Here is an 18,411-nt window from a genome sequence, read left to right on the forward strand (position 1 = left end):
TCAGTAATATTTCACATTGCACTTACGGTGCCAAGGGTGCGGGATGATCCCGCACAACTCCCCCGGCGCCGCCGCCTGTTGCCGGTTCCGGATTCTTCACGACTCCCCGGGCCCGGGAAAGGCCTGGATGCGCCAACGGCCGGCGGTTGCCGGAGCCCCTTGCGGCGGTCGTCCGGTGCTGCCCGCCCCGGGCCCGGACACGGCGGTGCCCCGAGTCCCCGCACGGGACCCGGGGCACCGCTCCGTCAGGACACCACCTGGACACCGGTTCCGACGGAGGGCGCGAAGCTGACGTCGCCGTTGTAGTTGCCGATGACGGCGTGGCTTCCCTTGGGCAACGGGTTGAAGCTCGCGCTGGCCGTGCCGCCGACGAGCGGCACGGTCTGCGGGGTGCGTCCCGAGATGGCAAGGGTGACGGTCCCGGTGGGGGTGCCCGTTCCGGGGGCGACGGCTACCACGGTCGCGGTGACCGTGACCCTGTCCCCCGTCGTCGACGGGTTGGGCGTGGAGACCACGGTGGTGGTGGTCGAGGTCCGGGTGACGGTCTGGGTGTCGGTCCCGGTGGAGCCGGCGAAGCTGGCGTCCCCGCTGTAGGTGGCCGTGACGGTGAACGGGCTCCCGGTGGTGGTCGTGTAGGCGTGGGTGACGGTGGCGACGCCGCCGGAGAGGTTGGCGGTGGCGGTGGCGGTGCCGTCACCGAAGCTGAAGGTGACCGTCCCGGTCGGCGCTCCGGCGCCGGAGGAGACGGTCGCCCGGAGGGTCACCGTCCCGCCGGCCACCGAGGGATCGGGCGTCGAGGTCACCGTGGTGGTGGTCGAGGTCTTGGTGAGGGTCTGGGTGTCGGTGCCGGTGGAGGCCGCGAAGTTGGCGTCCCCGTTGTAGACGGCCGTGATCGGGAAGGGGCTGCCGGTCCTGGTGGCATAGGTGTGGGTGAGGGTCGCGATACCGCCGGAGAGGGTCGCGGTACCGGCGCTGGTCCCGTCGCCGAAAGTGAAGGTGACCGTCCCGGTGGGAGTACCGGCCCCCGGCGCCGCCGCGGAAACCGTCGCGGTCAGCGTCACCGATTGCCCCGCCACCGACGGGTCCGGGGACGACACCACCGCCGTGGTCGTCGCCGCCCGCCCCACCGTCTGCGTGTCACTCCCGCTGGACGAGGTGAAACTGACATCGCCGTTGTAGGTCGCGGTGACGGTGAACGGGCTGCCGGAGGTGCCGTTGAACGGATGTGTCACGGTCGCCGTGCCACCGGAGAGGGTCGCGGTGGCGGCACCGGTGCCGTCCCCGAAACTGAAGGTGACCGTCCCCGTGGGAGTGCCCGCCCCCGGCGCCACCGGGGAAACCGTCGCGGTCAGCGTCACCGACTGCCCCGCCACCGACGGATCGGGCGCCGACACCACCGCCGTCGTCGTCGCCGCCCGCGCCACCGTCTGCGTGTCACTCCCGCTCGACGACATGAAGCCGCTCGCCCCGTTGTAGGTCGCCGTGACGGGGAAGGGGCTGCCGGACCTGGTGGCGTAGGTGTGGGTGACGGTCGCGGTGCCGTCGGCGAGCGCGGTCGTGGTGGAGCTGGTGCCGTCGCCGAAGCTGAAGGTGACCGTCCCGGTGGGGGTCGCGACACCGGGCGCGACGGAGGTGACGGAGGCCGTGATCGTGGTGGACTGTCCGACCACCGTGGGATCGGGCGAGGAGGTCACCGTCGTCATGGTGGCCGCCTTGCCGACGGTCTGAGTGTCACTGCCGCTCGACGAGGTGAAGTTGGCGTCCCCGTCGTAGGTGGCGGTGAGGGCGAACGGGCTGCCCGTGGTGTTCCCGTAGGAGTGCGTCACCATCGCCAGCCCGTCGCTGACCGGTGCCGTGAGGCTCGGGGTGCCGTCACCGAAGTCAAAGGTGACCGTGCCCGACGGCGCACCCGCCCCCGGCGCCACCGACGCCACCGACGCCGTCACCGTCGTCACCTGACCCACCACCGTGGGATCGGGCGACGACACCACCGCCGTCGTCGTCGCCGCCCGCCCCACCGTCTGGGTGTCACTCCCGCTCGACGAGGTGAAGTTGGCGTCCCCGTTGTAGGTGCCCGTGATCGCGAACGGACTGCCCGAGGTGCTCGTGTACGCGTGCGTCACCATCACCAGGCCGTCGTTGACCGGCGCCGTGAGGACCGGGGTGCCGTCACCGAAATCGAAGGTGACCGTGCCCGACGGCGCACCCGCCCCCGGCGCCACCGACGCCACCGACGCCGTCACCGTCGTCACCTGACCCACCACCGTGGGATCGGGCGACGACACCACCGCCGTCGTCGTCGCCGCCTTGCCGACCGTCTGCGTATCGCTCCCGCTCGACGAGGTGTAGCTGACGTCCCCGTCATAGTGCGCGGTCACCGGGTAGGGGCCGCCCGCGCTCGTGTAGGTGTGGGTGATCCTGGCCACGCCGCCGGAGAGCGAGGTCACGGTGGACGGGGTGCCGTCACCGAAGTCGAAGGTGACGGCGCCGGTCGGCACGCCGGCTCCGGGCGCGACCGGTGTCACCGTCGCGGTGAGGGTCACCGGCTGGCCGACCACGGACGGGTCCGGCGCGGTGGCCACCGTGGTCAGTGTCGTCGCCGGAGCGACCGTCTGGGTGTCGGTGCCCGAGGAGGAGCTGAAGTTGACGTCCCCGCTGTAGTTCGCGGTCACCGTGTAGGGGCTGCCCGAGGCGGTGGTGTAGGCGTGTGTCACGGTCGCCACCCCGCCGGAGAGCGGTGCCGTGATGGCGGCCGTCCCGTCGCCGAAGGTGAAGGCGACGGTTCCGGTGGGCACACCGGCGCCGGGGGGAGTCGGTGCCACGGTCGCGGTGAAGGTCACCGGCTGGCCGGTCACCGAGGGGTCCGGGAAGGAACTCACGGTCGTCGACGTGGTCGCGGCGCTGGCCGCCACCGTGTGGACGCCGGTGAGGGTGACGGGGGCGAAGTCGTCGTCGCCGCTGTAGGTGGCGGTGACCGTGTACGGGCTGCCCGTCGTGCTCGTGTACGCGTGCGTCACGGTCGCCGTCTCGGAGGAGACCGGAGCGCTGACGGGCGGAGTGCCGTCGCCGAAGTCGAAGGTGACCGTACCGGTCGGGGTGCCCGCGCCCGGGGGGACGGCGGCGACCTGGGCGGTGAAGGTGACCGACTGCCCGGCCACGGAGGGGTCCGGGGAGGAGAACAGGGACAGGGCGGAGGAGGCCGGGCCGACGGTGTGGGTGTCGGTGCCGGTGGAGAAGCTGAAGTCGGTGTCCCCGCTGTAGTCGGCCGTGACGGTGTACGGGCCGGGTGCGGCGCCGGTCCAGGTGTGGGTCACCGTGGCTACGCCGGCGGTGACCGTGGCGCTGACGGAGGGGGTGCCGTCACCGAAGTCGAAGGTGACCGTACCGGTCGGGGTGCCCGCGCCGGGCGCTGCCGCGGAGACCGTCGCCGTGATGTCCACCGGCTGCCCGGTCACCGAGGGGTCGGGCGAAGTGGTCACGACGGTGGTGCTCGGGGCCGGGGTGACGGTCTGGGTGCCGGTGCCCGTGGAGGGGGTGAAGGCCTCGTCCCCGCTGTAGTCGGCGGTGAGGGCGTACGGGCTGCCGGAAGTGGTCGTCCAGGCGTGGGTGAGGGTGGCGGTGCCGTCCGTCACGGGTGCCGTCACGGGCGGGGTGCCGTCGCCGAAGTCGAAGGTGACGGTGCCGGTCGGGGTGCCCGCGCCGGGCGCGGCCGCGGAGACCGTCGCCGTGATGTCCACCGGCTGCCCGGTGACCGCGGGATCGGGCAGGGAGGTGAGCACGGTCGCCGACAACGCCCGCTGTACGACGTGGTCCGCGGTCCCCACGGAGGCGGTGCACTCCTCGTCGCCGTTGTAGATGGCGTGGACCGTGTACGGACTGCCCGAGGCGCTCGTGTAGGCGTGTGCGGCGGTCGCCACGCCGCCCGCCGCGGAGACGGTGACGGGTGGCGTGCCGTCACCGAAGTCGAAGGTCACCGTGCCGGTCGGCACACCGTCTCCCGGGGCGTCGCACACCACCCGCGCGAGGAAGGTCACCGGCTGGCCGGTGACCGAGGGCTCCGGCAGTCCGCTGACGGTGGTGGTGGTCGTGGCCGGGGCGACGGTCTGGGCGCCGGTCCCGGTGGAGGCGCTGAAGTCGGCGTCCCCGCTATAGGCGGCCGTGACGGTGTAGGGGCTGCCGGAGGTGCTCGTCCAGGCGTGGGTGAGGGTGGCGGTGCCGTCCGTCATGGGTGCGGTGAGGGGCGGGGTCCCGTCGCCGAAGTCGAAGGTGACGGTGCCGGTCGGGGTGCCGGCTCCCGGCGCGACGGCGGAGACCGTCGCGGTGAGGTCCACCGGCTGGCCGGCGACCGAGGGTTCCGGCAGTCCGCTCACGGTGGTGAAGGTCGCCGCCGGGGCGACGGTCTGGGTGCCGGTCCCGGTGAAGGGTGTGAAATTGGCGTCCCCGCTGTAGTCGACGGTGACCGTGTAGGGGCTGCCGGACGCACCGGACCAGGTGTGCGTCGCCGTGGCCAGGCCGGCTGTGACCGGCACCGTCACGGGCGGCGTACCGTCACCGAAGTCGAAGGTGACCGTGCCGGTCGGGGTCCCGTTGCCCGGCGCGGCGGCCGAGAGGGTCGCGGTGACCGTCACCGGCTGGCCGGACACCGCCTGTTCGGGCAGTGAGGTGACCACCAGCGTGGACACGGCCTGGCCGACGGTCTGCGTGGTGCTGCCGCTGGACCCGGTGAAGTCGGTGTCCCCGCCGTAGGTGGCGGTGGGGGTGTAGGGACTGCCGGACGGGCTGGTGTAGGCGTGCTCGGCCGTCGCCACGCCGGCCACGACCGGCACCGCGGCCGGGTCCGTCCCGTCGCCGAAGTCGAAGGTCACCGTGCCGGTCGGTGAGCCGCTGCCCGGTTCCGCCGCGGCGACGACCGCGGTGAAGACGACCGGCTGGCCGACCACGGACGGGTCCGGAGCGGAGGTCACGGTGGTGGTCGTCGCGGCCTGCAGCACGGACTGGGTGGTCGTGGCCACCGAGTCGGTGAAGTCGGCGCCGCCGCCGTAGGTGACGGTGATCGTGTACGGGCTGTGGAGGCTGCTGGTGTAGGTGTGGGTGAGGAGGGCGGCTCCGCCGGCCAGCGTGGCCGTGACGGGAGTGGTCGCATCGCCGAAGTCGACAGTGACCGTACCGGTCGGGGTGCCGGCGCCCGGCGGGACCGGTGCGACCGTCGCGCTCACGGTCACCGGCTGCCCCACCACCGCCGGTTCGGGCCCGGAGGTCACCGTGGTCGTGGTAGAGGCCGCGTACAGGCTCTGGGAGCCGGTGCCCGTGGCGGAACTGAAGTCCGCGTCGCCGCTGTAGGTGGCGGAGAGGGTGTACGGGCTGCCGGCCGTGGTGGTGTACGCATGGGTGACCGTGACCGTGCCGGCCACGACGGTGGCGGTGACGGGTGCGGTCCCGTCGCCGAAGTCGAAGGTGACGGTGCCGGTCGGGGTGCCCGCCCCCGGGGCGTCCGCCGAGATGTTCGCGGTCAGGGTCACCGGCTGGCCGACCGTGGAGGGCTCCGCCGACGACAGGACGGTGACGGACACGGTCGCCTGGTTCACGGTCTGGGTGTCGGTGTCCGTGGACGACAGGAAGCTCGCCTCGCCGTTGTAGACGGCGGTGACCGGGAAGGGGCTGCCGTCGGTGTGCGGGTAGGCGTGCACCGCGGTCGCCGTGCCGTCGGTGAGGGGCGCCCGGACCGTCGGGGTGCCGTCACCGAAGTCGAAGGTGACCGTCCCCGTCGGGGTGCCGGCGCCCGCGTCCACTGCGGTGACGGTCGCGGTGAAGGTGACGTCCTGGCCGGTCACGGACGGGTCCGGCGCGGAGTTCAGCGCCGTCGAGGTGGCCGCCTGCTCGACGGTCTGGGTGTCGAGCCCGGCCGAGCCCGCGAAGTTGCCGTCCCCGCCGTAGACCGCGGTGATCGTGGCGGGATCGGCGGCCGCGGTGAAGGTGTGGGTGGCCGTCGCCGTGCCGCCCGTGAGCGGGGCGGTGACGGGCGTGGTGCCGTCACCGAAGTCGAAGGTGACCGTGCCGGTCGGGGTGCCCGAGGCGGGTGGCACGGCCACGACGGTCGCGGTGAAGGTCACCGCGTCCCCGACGGCGGACGGGTCCGGAGCGGAGTTCACCGTCGTCGAGGTGACCGAGACACTGGTCTCCACGCCCTGGGCGTACGTCCCCGTGGAGGCGGCGAAGTCGGTGTCCCCGCTGTAGGTCGCGGTGACGGTGTACGGGCTGCCGGCGGTGCTGGTGTAGGGGTGCGTCACCATGGCCACGCCGTGCGAGACCGGTGCGGTGGCGGGTGCGGTCCCGTCGCCGAAGTCGAAGGTGACCGTCCCCGTCGGGATACCTGCACCCGGCGGCACCGGAGTCACCCGCGCGATCAGTGTCACGCTCTCGCCCACCGCGGAGGGCACCCGCGAGGAGGTCACCGCGGTGAGGGTCTCGGCCGGGGCGACGGCATGGACGATGGTGTCCTCGGAGGCGGCGTAGTTGGCGTCACCGAGGTAGACCGCGGTGATCGTGTAGGGGCTGCCGGCGACGCTGGTGTAGGGGTGGGTGACGGTCACCGTGCCGTTCACCAACTGGGCGGTGAGGACCGGGGAACCGTCGCCGAAGTCGAAGGTGACCGGCCCGGTCGGGGTGCCCGAGGCGGGCGCGGTGGGGGCCACGGTGACGGTCACCGACTCCCCCGTCACGGACGGGTCGGGTGCAGCGGTGACCGTGGTGGTGGTCGCGGCCTGCTCGACGCTGTGTGTGCCCGTACCGACGGACTCAGTGAAGTTGGCGTCCCCGCTGTAGGTGACGGTGACCGGGAACGGGCTGAGGGGCGCGGTGGTGTAGGCGTGGGTGAGGACGGCGGTGCCGTCGGTGAGCGGGGCAGTGACGGGTGCGGTGCCGTCGCCGAAGTCGACGGTGACCGTACCGGTCGGGGTGCCGGCGGCCGGCGGTGCGGCGGCGACGGTCGCGGTGAAGGTGACCGTCTCGCCGGTGACCGAGGGGGACGGCGAGGACGTCACGGTCGTCGTGGGCACCCCCGGGGCCACCGACTGGCTGTCGGTGCCCGCTGAGGGATTGAAGTTGTCGTCGCCGCTGTAGGTGGCGGAGACCGTGTACGGGCTCTCCGCCACCTCCGGATTGGCGTGCGTGACCGTCGCCGTGCCGCCTTCGACGGGGGCCGTGACGGGCGGGGTGCCGTCGCCGAACACGAAGGTCACGGTGCCCGTCGGCGCTCCGGACGCCGGGGCCTCCGGTGAGATCTGCGCGACGAAGGTGGACAGCTGCCCCACGGTGGAGGGGTCGGGCGCGGAGAGCACCTCGGTGGTGGTGTCGGCCGGCTGGACGGTCTGGGTGTCGGTCCCGGAGGAGCTGGTGAAATCCGCGTCACCGTTGTAGGTGGCGGTGACCGTGTACGGCGTCTCGGCCGCGTCGCTGTAGGCGTGGGTGAGTTCGGCGGCGCCGTCGGTGAGGGAGGCGGTGACCGGGGGTGTGCCGTCGCCGAAGTCGAAGGTGACCGTTCCGGTCGGGGTGCCTGCCCCGGGCGCGAGCGCGGTGACCGTCGCGCTGAACGTCACCGGCTCCCCCACCGTCGAGGGGTCCGGCGCGGAGACCACGGCGGTGGCGGTGCCCGCGGGCTGCACGGTCTGGGTGTCGGTACCGGAGGAGCTGGTGAAATCCGCGTCGCCGTCGTAGGTGGCGGTGACCGTGTACGGCGTCTCGGCCGCGCCGGTGTAGACGTGTCCGGTGGTGGCGGTGCCACCGGTGAGGGGGGCGGTGACGGGTGCGCTACCGTCCCCGAAGTCGAAGGTGACCGTTCCGGTCGGGGTGCCCGCCCCGGGCGCGAGCGCGGTGACCGTCGCACCGAACGTCACCGGCTCCCCCACCGTCGAGGGGTCCGGCGCGGAGACCACCGTCGTCGACGAGGTGCTGGGTCCCACCGACTGGCTGCCGGTCCCCGTGGAGGGTTCGAGGTTGCCGTCGCCGCTGTAGGTGGCGGTGACCGTGTACGGGCTGTCCGCCGTACCGGCGTAGGCATGGCTGGTGGTGGCGGTGCCGCCGGTGAGAGGGGTGGTGACGGGCACGGTGCCGTCACCGAAGTCGACGGTGACGGTTCCCGTCGGTACGGCCGCGCCGGGCGGGACCGCGGTGACCGTGGTGGTCACGGTCACCGGCTCGCCGGCCACGGAGGGGTTCGGCGCGAGTTCCACCGCGGTGGTCGTCGCCGCCTGCTGCACGGTCTGGCTCTCCGTCCCCGTGGAGGGGAGGAAGTTGTCGTCGCCGCTGTAGGTGGCGGTGACCGTGTACGGCGTCTCGGCGGCGTCGGCGTAGGTGTGGTCCGCGGTCGCGGAGCCGCCCGCCATCGGCAGGGTGAGGGGTGTGGTCCCGTCGCCGAAGTCGAACGTCACGGTGCCGGTCGGTGCTCCGGCGCCCGGCGGGGTGGCGGCGACCCGTGCGGCAAAGGTGACCGGCTGCCCGGCCAGGGACGGGTCGGGCCCGTGGGTCACGGTGGTGGTGGTCGGCGCCGCCTCGACGGTCTGGGTGTCGGTCCCGGTGGTGGCCATGAAGAGGAGGTCGCCGCTGTAGGCGGCGGTGACGGCGTAGCCGGTGGCCGAGGGGGCGGTGTAGGCGTGGTCGACGGTGGCCGTGCCGTCCGTCAGGGTGGCCGTCACCTGGGCCGTGCCGTCGCCGAAGTCGAAGACGACGGTGCCGGACGGCGTACCCGTCGTGGGCGGGACCCCCGCCAACTCCGCGGTGAAGGTGACCGGTTGGCCGACGAGGGAGGGGTCCGGCGCGGAGCTGACGGTCATCGTCGCGGGTGCCTTGTAGCCGAAGGCGTTGGGGAGCGTGACGCTGCCCCCGGGCGTGGTGACGACGATGTCGGCGGGGCCGGGGACGCCCGCGGGGGTCACCACGACGAGCAGGTTGTCGGAGTAGGCGCGGAAGGACCGTACGGGGACGCCGCCGATGGTGACGCCGCTGACGCGGGCGAGGCCGCTGCCGGTCAGGACGACGGTGGTGCCGCCCGCGATCGGCCCGGTGTCGGGGCTGATGCCGGTGACACTGGCCACCACCGCGTAGGTGTAGAGTAGGCGGTTGCTCACTCCGCCGATGGTGGTGATCTGGACGGGAACGGTACCGGGCCCGGCGGCGGGCGGAACGGTGACGCTGACCTGCCGGTCGGAGAGCGCGGTGGGGAAGGCGACGGCGTCGCCGAAGCGGACCAGCAGCGCGGTGCTCAGTCCGGCGCCGGTGAGGAGGACGGTGTTGCCGCCGCCGACCGGTCCGGTGGCCGGCGCGATGCCGGCCAAACTGGGCCAGGGGATGTAGAAGAAGGAGCCGACCCTGGCGGTTCCGCCGGGGGTGGTGACGGTGACGGGGACCGATCCGCTGCCCGAGGGGGTCACCGCGATGATGGTGTTGGCGTCGAGGACGGTGAAACTCGCCGCCCGGCGCGAACCGAAGGTCACGGCCGTGGCGCCGGTGAAGTTGCGCCCGATGATGGTCACCAGGGTGCCGCCGCTGTTGGAGCCCTGGTCGGGGAAGACCCCGGAGAACTGGTTGCGCTCCGCCAGCGTGCTGGGCGAGCCCGCGTCGGAGCGTCCCCAACTCAGCGCGCGGGGCGTCCTGTTGTACACCTCGGCGAGGGCACCCAGAAGAGGGCCGCTCCCGCTCGGTGGCGACAGCTCGGCGCCGTCGGCCGCGGCGCAGACGACCAGGCCGTCGGGACCGCCGCGCGCCGCCAGGGGGACCGGCGCACTGAGGGTGGGAACCGCCTCGTGGGAGAGCGGGTCGATGACGGCGATGCAGTTGCCGTGGCGGTCGGTGAGGATGACGAGCCCGCAGGGGTTCTCCGGAGTCAGCATGACGGTGTCACCGCCGGCGCCAGGGTCCCGGTGGCCGGGTCAACGGGGCGTTCTTCGGGGGGCAGTGGCGGGAGGGAGGCGTAACGGTCTCTCGGGGCCACCCGTCGGGGAACGGTGACGCGGACGGGGTGCACAGCGCGGGCAGCAGGCATGACGGCTCCAGACCAGCTCGCGGGCCCGCCGCACCATGAGACGCCCGCGTGACGCGCGCCGACATGGCCGGTCCTGCACATCCCCAACGGGAGAGCGCTCGGACGGCATCGTGCTCACACGATGCTCCGAAACAGGCAAGACGCCTTCCACTCCCCCGGAAAGGATGGGCGGCCCACCGGAATCGGACGGATTCAGTAACCCATCCCGGTGAGGCGCAGGCAACACAGCGGAAGGCAGCTCACCCGTACGGGCGAGCGCATCCCGGTCACCGGCGCACCACGGAGAACGCCCAGTGCGACGCCTCCTCGGTGCGGCGGTGCCGGGTCCGCCCGCCGGTCCTCCCCGGTCAGCCGGCGAAGGCGCGCACGAACTCGTTCGTCTTCTTGTCGATGCTCGAACAGGTCGCCTGTGCCTTGATGTTCGCGCCTCCCGGGCAGGGCTTGTCGCGGGTCATCGACCACATCGACAACCGGAATCCCTTCTCCTTGGCGAACTTCTTGAGTTCGACCGCGTCGTCGGGCCGGAAGACCTCGCCCTTGACGTCGTTCACGCCGATCATCGGGGTGACGGAGACGCTCTTCCACGCCTCGGCCTCGTCCCGGATGCCCAGTGCGCCCTTGATCTGCTTCTGGGTGGCGGTGGCGGCCGAGACGGCGTACTTGCCCATGTCGCCGTCGTAGTACGTGCCGTAGTCCATGGCCATGACGTTCACGGTGGATATCCGGGCGCCGTTCTGCCTGGCCTCCTTCAGCACCGCGACGGCATGCCGGTTCATGCCGGAGGGGAGCACCGGGAGGGTGTAGGAGACGTCCAGATTGCCGCGCTGCTGAAGCCGGGCGATGGCCTGGGCGCGGAGATGGTTGGCCTTGGTGTCGGTCAGCGCGGGGCCCTCGATGTCGAAGTCGACCTTCGTCAGGCCGTAGGCGTCGATGACCTTGCGGTAGGCGGCCACCAGCTTGTCCACCGAGCCGCAGACCCGGGCGAGTTCGTTGCCGCTCTGGCCGCCGAAGGAGACCCGGACGTCGCCGCCCTCTGCCCGCAGTGCCTCCGCCTGCTGCGCCACGGGGTTGGCGCCGAGCGCCTGCCTGCCGCCCCACTTGGGCACACAGCCGCCTCCCGGGGAGACGAACGCCAGGTTGTACTCCTTCACCCCGGTCTCCTCCGCGCCCTGGAGAAGGTCGAAGGAGGGCCTGAGCGAGGTGTCGACGTAGGGCGCGAAACCGGCGGCCTGCGGCGTGGGCTTCGGCTTGGGCGGGTGGCTGCTCTGCTGTGGGGAGGGGTCCGCCGGCGCCGGGCGCTGGGGCTTCTCCGGCTCCTCGGACGAACAGCCGGCGAGCAGCGACACCGCCGTCAGGGCCGTCGCCGCCGCGAGGGCGGCCGGCTTCCTCCGGCGGCTGCTCCGAGGAGCGTGCACTGCTGCGTGGTTCATCATCGGGCTGCCTCCAGCGGTGGGGGGGGTGGGCCGTGCTGTGCGGACCTGTGGCACGAGGGCGACACCTGCGGGGCATCTCGTCTCTCGCGGGCCGGTCCGGGGACTTCGGGCGGCAGGTGTGGGAGGAAGCCCCTGGTGGGCAGCCCGCACCGCACACGCGACGTCAGCCCGTCAGCGCGTAAGACCGGCCCGTTTGTCATGACCGCCATCGTGCCACCCGGTGCAGGTACCCCGCAGGGTGGGTCGGCTCACGGCCCGGCAGGTATGGGACAGCTCACACCGCACGGCCGGGAACTCCGGAACCGGTCCGTCCGACTCCCTGAGCGGCACCGGCAGTGGGCCGGGCCACCTCACCTACGAGCCGGGAGCCCCGCGTGCCCACTGAACAACGACTCGCCCCGAGCGACTCACCGGACGCGCCAGACGCGCCGGACTCCCCTGGCGCACCGGACTCCCCCGACACCACCGGCGCGGGGGACGAACGGGCGACAGGGCGTACCGGGTGGGCCGCGCTCCGTCCGCTCGTCCTGCGCCTCCACTTCTACGCCGGGGTGCTGATCGCGCCCTTCCTGCTCGTCGCCGCGGTCACCGGGCTGCTGTACGCCTGCTCCTTCCAGGCGGAGAAGATCGTCTACGCGCACGAGCTGAGCGCGCCGGTCGGCAAGACCGAGCTGCCGCTGTCGCAGCAGATCGCCGGCGCCCGTAAGGCCCACCCCGAGGGCGAGATCGCCGCCGTACGTCCGGCACCGCAGCCCGGGGACACCACCCGGGTCCTGCTCTCCGGCGCACCGGGCGTGACCGCCGACCACCAGCTCGCCGTCTTCGTCGACCCGTACACCGGCAACGTCCGTGGGGCGCTGGAGACTTACGGCTCCGGGGGCGCGCTGCCCCTGCGCACCTGGCTGGACTCGCTCCACCGCGATCTGCACCTGGGCGAGAGTGGCCGGCTCTACAGTGAACTGGCCGCCAGCTGGCTGTGGGTGGTCGCCGGGGGCGGACTCGCGCTGTGGATCGGCCGTCGGCGCAGGAACCGCGCGCTGAAGGCCCTGGCGCTGCCGGACCGCACCGCCACCGGCCGCCGCCGGACCCTGTCCTGGCACGGTGCGGTCGGCCTCTGGGCCTCGGTCGGTCTGGTCTTCCTCTCCGCGACCGGCCTGACCTGGTCCGCGTACGCCGGGGCGAACATCGGCGACCTCCGGGAGGCCCTGGGGCAGGCGACCCCGACCGTCTCGACGGCCGTGGCGGAGGATCACGCCGGACACGGCGGCGCCTCAGGGATGGCCGGAATGCCCGGTATGCCGGAGAAGGGGAAGGGGAAGGACCATGCGTCGGGCGGCTCCACGCCGTCGGATGTGGGCATCGACAAGGTCCTCCGGACCGCCCGCGCCCAGGGACTCTCCAACCCCGTGGAGATCAGCCTGCCGACGGAGCAGGGCACCGCCTATGCCGTGAAGCAGATACAGCGCAGCTGGCCCGAGAAGCAGGACGCCATCGCCGTCGACCCGGCCACGGGAAAGGTCACCGACGTCTCGCGTTTCGCCGACTACCCCGTCCTGGCCAAGCTCACCCGCTACGGCATCGACCTGCACACGGGCACCCTGTTCGGCCTCGCCAACCAGCTCGCGCTGGCCGCCCTCGCCCTGGCCCTGGTCTTCCTGATCCTCTGGGGCTACCGGATGTGGTGGCAGCGCCGCCCCACCCGCGACCGCAGGCTGTCCTTCGGGCGTCCGATTCCGCGCGGCGCCTGGCGTCAGGTGCCGCTGCCGCTGCTCCTCCCGCTCGTGCTCGCCGTAGGAGCGGTGGGCTGGCTGGTGCCCCTGCTCGGCATCTCACTGATCGCGTTCCTGGCCGTGGACCTCACCGTCGGCGCCCTCGCACGCCGTCGCCGCGCCTCCGCCGCCTCCGCGTGCTGACGTTTCCCACCCGGCGCCCGCCGGGGAGCCGGTAGCGGCGTCCCGCACGATGCCGGCAGCGACGGACCCGAGGGAATCCGTCGCTGCCGGAGCGGCGCCGACCGAAGCGGCCGGCGGCGCGGTCAGTCCCGCATCTCCGCCAGCCGGAAGGGCCCCGCCGCACCGGGACCGAACATCACCGGCAGATTGCGGCCCAGGGGGACGACGACGAGCGGCTCGTCGCGGTACTCCCGGAGGAACTTCTCCAGGGGCTCCCAGATCAGGCTCCGGTACCCGGACTCGGTTCGCTGATGCTCAAAGGAGAGGGTCAGCGCGGAGTCCATCACGGTGACGCTCACAGCGTCGACCTCCAGCCACTCTCCACCGATCCAGGCCTCAAGCCTTACGTATGACATGCCGCAAGGGTGCCCCGCGCCACACCCGGCTCGCAAACCACACGACGCCCCTGGCCACGAACGCCGCCCGGCCGACGGAGTCCCCGCTCCGGTCCCGCCACACCACGCATCCCCGCAGGTCGCGCGCGGAGCACCGGCCGTCGAATTCGAGCCGCCGTCCGCCGCGTGACGGGCCGTGGCCCTACCGTGAGCCCATGCCGGACGAACAGCGCGACGTGGCCGTGGACAACGGTGTGGAGTTCCCCGTCCCCGCCGACGGCGAGGTATGGGTGGTCGGAGCGGTCATCCTGAACCAGGACGGCAAGGCCTTCGCCCAGAAGCGCGGCCCCGGCCGCCGCCTCTTCCCGGACTGCTGGGACATCGTCGGCGGACACGTCGAGGCCGGCGAACCCCTGCTGGACGCCCTCGCCCGGGAAATCACCGAAGAGACCGGCTGGCACCTGCGCCGGGTGCGACAACTGCTCGATGTCAGCACCTGGACCGGCGACGACGGCAACGGAACACGACGGGAGGCCGACTACCTCGTCGAAGTCGACGGCGACCTCACCCACCCCCGCCTGGAACGGCCCAAGCACACCGCCCACGACTGGTTCGGCCCCGACACCCTCCCCCGCCTCAAGGAAAACCGAGCCCCCGCCACCTACTTCATCCACGACCTCATCGCCAGGGTGCTACGGGACGACCACGGCCGGACCTGAGGCCACTTGGCGCGGGGCGGCCTCCAGCTGTGTCCCTCGTGGCGGCTTCATCGGTGAGGGGCTACCGGTGAGCGGACGTTGTGCCGCGAGGTGTCGGAGCGCAGCGCGCGGCGTACGCCCGGTTCATACGCTGCCGTGCTCCAACCGCTGTTGGTCCGGCCAGAAATGCTCTGAGGACGGATACGGGCGCGGACCATACTGGTGGCGATTCGTCAGGCCGCCCGCCGGCGCCTCGCAGGCCGACCCGCCCATGCCACCCGTAGTCGTGGCCCTCCCCCTGCACACGATCCTCCTCCGCCGGTCCACAGCGGCATGACTGTTCCCGTCCTCACCAGGAAAAGGAGCTTTGCCATGCGCCGACTTCACTCGTTCGCCCTCGCCGCAACCGCCCTGGCCGCCGCCGCCTTCAGCGCCGCTCCCACCGCCCACGCGATCCCCACGGAAGGCACCGGCCTGGCCGCCTACAACTGCAGTTCCGGGTACTTCTGCATCTACAGCGACTGGAACGGTGGCGGAACCCGCTGCCAGTGGTCGCAGGCCAGTAAGGCCAACACCGCCGACGACTGTTCCTTCATCCAGCGGGGGCAGAACGTGCGTTCCGTCTGGAACAACACCGGGCACCGTGTGCAGTACTACACCCAGACCAACTATCACGCCCGTGTCGGCTCCACCCCCGCGCACGCCGGCGGCAACTTGCAGGGCAGCTACCAAATCCGTTCCTTCAAGCCTCAGTAGGAACGGAATCGTCTCGACGGTAGGCCCAACTCCGGTGCTGTGAGCTTTGGTTGAAGGGGTCACGCGGAACGGAGTGGTACGGGGCCGGTTGACTGGACATCCTCCCTCGCGGGCGCGGGGGAGGATGTCTGCCAGGTCAGGTCACGGCAGGTCACGGCAGTTCGTCGAGGTTCCAGTGCCCGGCGGTGTGATCCCGGGCGATGCGTTCCCATTCCTCTGTGCCGCCGGGCAGTGGCCAGGCCCAGGTGGGGCGGTGTCCGGTGCGCGCTTCGTGGAGTCGGCGGCTCAGTATCGGCCCGGCGAACTCGGCGCCGTCGGGGACGCCGGGCCCGTGAAGGGCGCGCAGCTCGGCGAAGCGGGTCAGTTCGGTCTCGTACGCCGACACCGCGTGGTGTGTCGCGGTGTGCGCCTCGTCCTCGGGGACGGTCCGGTGGAGTTCCAGCAGTGCCGGTTCGGCCGACTCGGCGATGGCCGCGGCGAGGCGGGCATGGCCGTCCAGGATGAGCGGGCAGTCCAGACCGCTGACCCACCAGAGCAGTACGGGCGGCAGAGTCCCGTCCAGGGCCTGCTTCCGGTAGGCCTTGACCCGGCTGTCGCCGGCGTCCGGCATGGGCCGCAGCGGGAAGATCTCGAACGAGCCGTTGTGGACGTACCAGTCGACATAGCCGTCCGGGTGGCCCTCTATGAGCATCGAGCTCCAGTACTCGGCGGGTGTGCGGCGGGCATGGTTCCAGTGGCGCAGCCGGGGGTCGGGGGACAGCACCCAGCGGCCGTCGTGCAGGGGCGTCCCGGGCGAGGTGGCCAGCAGATCCGCGAAGCGATGGGCCCACCGCTCGGTGGACCCTCCGTAGGCGCGCGCCGTGGAGGCCCGCAGCGGCGGCACGGGGGACCGGTAGTGGCCCGTGCGGTAGAAGTCCACTCCATGGGCGGGCGGGTCCACCACGCCGAGCAGTACCGGTGTACCTCCCTGGGCCAGCAGCAACCGGTGCGGCGGTGCGGTCAGCAGGCACAGATCCGGCCTGGGGCGTTGCTGGACCTCCAGCGACAGGCCGGACCAGGTGCCATCGGGAGGAGAGGTGAGGTTCGCGCGCCGCATTCTGGGACTGTAGTCCGGGGGGCGGCCGGAGGGGCAGGCCGTGGGCGTACGGGCCAACGGTGCCCTCCACCGCGGGGCCACACTTGCGGCAAGGCGCTGAACAGCGCGACAGCAGCCACGGCACACGGCGGACGGCGGCTACGGGTCTGCTGGGAAGACGTTCTCGGGAGGCTCCGGTCCGGCCGAAGCGACGTAACATACCGGGAATTGTCCGCACGTCCGTTTGGTTTCCCCTATGCCCGCTGAGGTTGCCGGTTCCGCCGCCGCGCCCGCACCACTTCCGGATCGGGCGCAGTCCGCTCCGGGCCCGCTGTTCCGGCTTCCTGCGCTTCCCTCGTGGTGGCGTCCGTGGGGCGCGACCGCCCTGGACGTTCTGATCGCCGTGGGCTGTGCGTGGTTCGACGCACAGTTCCGCTCCGCCTTCCCGGACGGGCATCTGCACAGCCTGCTCCCGCAGGGCTGGGAGACCTGGGTCACGGTCGTGGCCGCGCTGCTGCTGGTGCTGCGGCGCCGTTTCCCCGTGGTGGTCGCCGCGGTCATCACCGGCGGGCTCGTCCTGGGCACCGGCTCCGTGCTGGCCACGATGGTGGCGTTCTACTCGCTGGCCCGGCACACCCCGCGGCTGCGTACGGTGTTCGTCGCCGCTCCGGCCGGCCTGGCGCTCGTGGTGGGCGTCGCCGTATTGCAACTGCGGACGTATGTCCCGCACCACGGGGGGAACTTCGCGGCGATTCCGGTGCTCATCGCATTCGCCGGCCTGATCGCCGTGGTGGTACCGGTACTGCTCGGCCTCTACCCGAGAACTCCGCGGCAGCCCTGGTGGTGGGAGCACCGGAGCGCGATGCTGTTCGACGTCCTGCTCGTCCTGCTCTTCCCGCTGGCGAACCCGATCGCGCTGGTCAGCGGCCTGAACGGCGCGGAGGACGATCCGCTGATGCTGCCGCCGGCGGTCTTCGTCGTACTCGTCATGGCGCAGGGCATGGCGCTGATCTGGCGGCGGCGCTATCCGGACACGCTCGCCGCGGTCGCGGTGGTCCTCCTGCCACTCGTCCTTCCGTCCTTCAGCATCCTCCCCGTGAGCCTCTACGCACTGGCGAAGTACGGGTCGTCGCGGCGCAACCTGCTCCTCGGTTCGGGCGCGGCGGCCGTGGTCCTCATCGGGTGGACCGCGTTCACCACGGAGTTCGACGCCGAGCGGTTCGTGCCCTTCACGGTCTTCCTCGTGGTGCCCTCCGTAGTGGTGCCGGTGCTGTTCGGCATGTACCGGGGAGCCAAGCGGAGTCTGGTGGTGACCCTCCAGGACCGGGCGGACCGGCTGGAACGGGAGCAGCACCTGCTGGCTTCACAGGCCCGGATGGAGGAGCGGACCCGCATCGCGCGGGAGATGCACGATGTGGTCTCCCACCGGGTGAGCCTGATGGTGGTCCACGCCGGGGCCCTGGAAGCCGGAGCCGGCGGCCAGGGAGTGGCCGCGGACACCGGGAAGCTGATCGGGGACATGGGCCGGCAGGCGCTGAACGAGCTGCGCCAGGTGCTCGGGGTGCTGCGCCTGAATGACGCGGAGCAGCAGGTTCCGCTCTCTCCGCAGCCGACGCCGGAGGACCTCGCGACCCTGGTGGAGGAGTCCCGGGCGGCCGGCATGGAGATCGCCTTCGACGTCATCGGCGAACCGCCGGCCACGGACTCCACGGTCCAGCCCACCCTGTACCGGGTGATCCAGGAAGGACTGACCAACGCCCACAAGCACGCGGGCAAGGTACCGGCCCGGGTCGAGGTGCGCTACCAGAAGGACGCCGTGCGGGTGATCGTGGAGAACGAGGCCCCGAACGGGCCCGTGCCCAGCCTGCTGCCGAGCGGCGGCCACGGTCTGGTGGGGCTGGGCGAGCGGGTGACCGTGCTCGGCGGCACCTTCGAGGCCGGGGCCCTGGAAAACGGCGGCTTCCGGATCACGGCCACCGTGCCCCTGCCCTGAGCGGAGCCGCCACCACCACGTGGGCGCGCCTCCGCAGCAGGTCGGGACCGGGGCTCGGCACGTCCCCCCGTCCCCGCGTCGGCGCGCCCGCTTGGCCGAAGCCCTGCAGCTCCCCACCGATGGATTCGGTCGA

General features: G+C 72.2%; 8 protein-coding genes. 4 read left to right on the top strand and 4 right to left on the bottom strand.

What is annotated here, in order from left to right; all coding sequences use genetic code 11:
- Window positions 1–245: 245 nt before the first annotated feature.
- Both ACGFN2_RS10735 and ACGFN2_RS10740 read right to left on the bottom strand, forming a co-directional pair.
- Window positions 246–9,884, bottom strand: coding sequence for an Ig-like domain repeat protein (locus tag ACGFN2_RS10735; protein WP_393359187.1), 9,639 nt, complete (start codon window positions 9,882–9,884; stop codon window positions 246–248).
- Between the two features lie 499 nt (window positions 9,885–10,383).
- Window positions 10,384–11,469: a chitinase gene (locus tag ACGFN2_RS10740; RefSeq protein ID WP_393359189.1), complete on the bottom strand. Its 1,086-nt coding sequence runs from the start codon at window positions 11,467–11,469 to the stop codon at window positions 10,384–10,386.
- Between the two features lie 374 nt (window positions 11,470–11,843).
- On the opposite strand from ACGFN2_RS10740, the gene ACGFN2_RS10745 reads away from it, so the two are divergent.
- Window positions 11,844–13,382 (top strand): PepSY-associated TM helix domain-containing protein, encoded by a 1,539-nt coding sequence (locus tag ACGFN2_RS10745; protein ID WP_393359191.1) that lies wholly within the window; start codon window positions 11,844–11,846, stop codon window positions 13,380–13,382.
- 122 nt (window positions 13,383–13,504) lie between these two features.
- Here the strand turns inward: ACGFN2_RS10745 and ACGFN2_RS10750 are convergent, their stop codons facing one another.
- The gene (locus tag ACGFN2_RS10750; RefSeq protein WP_362611999.1) at window positions 13,505–13,777 is read right to left on the bottom strand and encodes a hypothetical protein; all 273 of its coding nucleotides are present in this window, start codon (window positions 13,775–13,777) and stop codon (window positions 13,505–13,507) included.
- A gap of 194 nt (window positions 13,778–13,971) precedes the next feature.
- Between ACGFN2_RS10750 and ACGFN2_RS10755 the strand changes: the two genes are divergently transcribed.
- Together ACGFN2_RS10755 and ACGFN2_RS10760 are read left to right on the top strand one after the other, a co-directional pair.
- Entirely contained in the window at window positions 13,972–14,475 is a 504-nt protein-coding gene (locus ACGFN2_RS10755; protein WP_393359193.1) for an NUDIX hydrolase, read from the top strand.
- A gap of 351 nt (window positions 14,476–14,826) precedes the next feature.
- A complete protein-coding gene (locus tag ACGFN2_RS10760) occupies window positions 14,827–15,210 on the top strand; it encodes a peptidase inhibitor family I36 protein (RefSeq protein ID WP_362611994.1) in 384 nt (127 codons plus the stop codon).
- Window positions 15,211–15,361: 151 nt separating this feature from the next.
- On the opposite strand, the gene ACGFN2_RS10765 is transcribed toward ACGFN2_RS10760, so the two are convergent.
- Window positions 15,362–16,306, bottom strand: a complete 945-nt coding sequence (locus ACGFN2_RS10765) for a hypothetical protein (RefSeq protein WP_393359195.1) — start codon at window positions 16,304–16,306, stop codon at window positions 15,362–15,364.
- Window positions 16,307–16,541: 235 nt separating this feature from the next.
- Between ACGFN2_RS10765 and ACGFN2_RS10770 the strand changes: the two genes are divergently transcribed.
- Entirely contained in the window at window positions 16,542–18,278 is a 1,737-nt protein-coding gene (locus ACGFN2_RS10770) for a sensor histidine kinase (protein ID WP_393359197.1), read from the top strand.
- Window positions 18,279–18,411 lie beyond the last annotated feature (133 nt).

The sequence above is a fragment of the Streptomyces sp. NPDC048612 genome, from assembly GCF_043199295.1.
Taxonomy (GTDB): Bacteria; Actinomycetota; Actinomycetes; order Streptomycetales; family Streptomycetaceae; genus Streptomyces.

Bases quoted from the DNA above. Each gene is read 5' to 3' on its own strand.
- ACGFN2_RS10735 (WP_393359187.1), bottom strand. From the start codon at position 9,884: ATGCTGACTCCGGAGAACCCCTGCGGGCTCGTCATCCTCACCGACCGC.
- ACGFN2_RS10740 (WP_393359189.1), bottom strand. From the start codon at position 11,469: ATGATGAACCACGCAGCAGTGCACGCTCCTCGGAGCAGCCGCCGGAGG.
- ACGFN2_RS10770 (WP_393359197.1), top strand. From the start codon at position 16,542: ATGCCCGCTGAGGTTGCCGGTTCCGCCGCCGCGCCCGCACCACTTCCG.
- ACGFN2_RS10750 (WP_362611999.1), bottom strand. From the start codon at position 13,777: ATGTCATACGTAAGGCTTGAGGCCTGGATCGGTGGAGAGTGGCTGGAG.
- ACGFN2_RS10755 (WP_393359193.1), top strand. From the start codon at position 13,972: ATGCCGGACGAACAGCGCGACGTGGCCGTGGACAACGGTGTGGAGTTC.
- ACGFN2_RS10765 (WP_393359195.1), bottom strand. From the start codon at position 16,306: ATGCGGCGCGCGAACCTCACCTCTCCTCCCGATGGCACCTGGTCCGGC.
- ACGFN2_RS10760 (WP_362611994.1), top strand. From the start codon at position 14,827: ATGCGCCGACTTCACTCGTTCGCCCTCGCCGCAACCGCCCTGGCCGCC.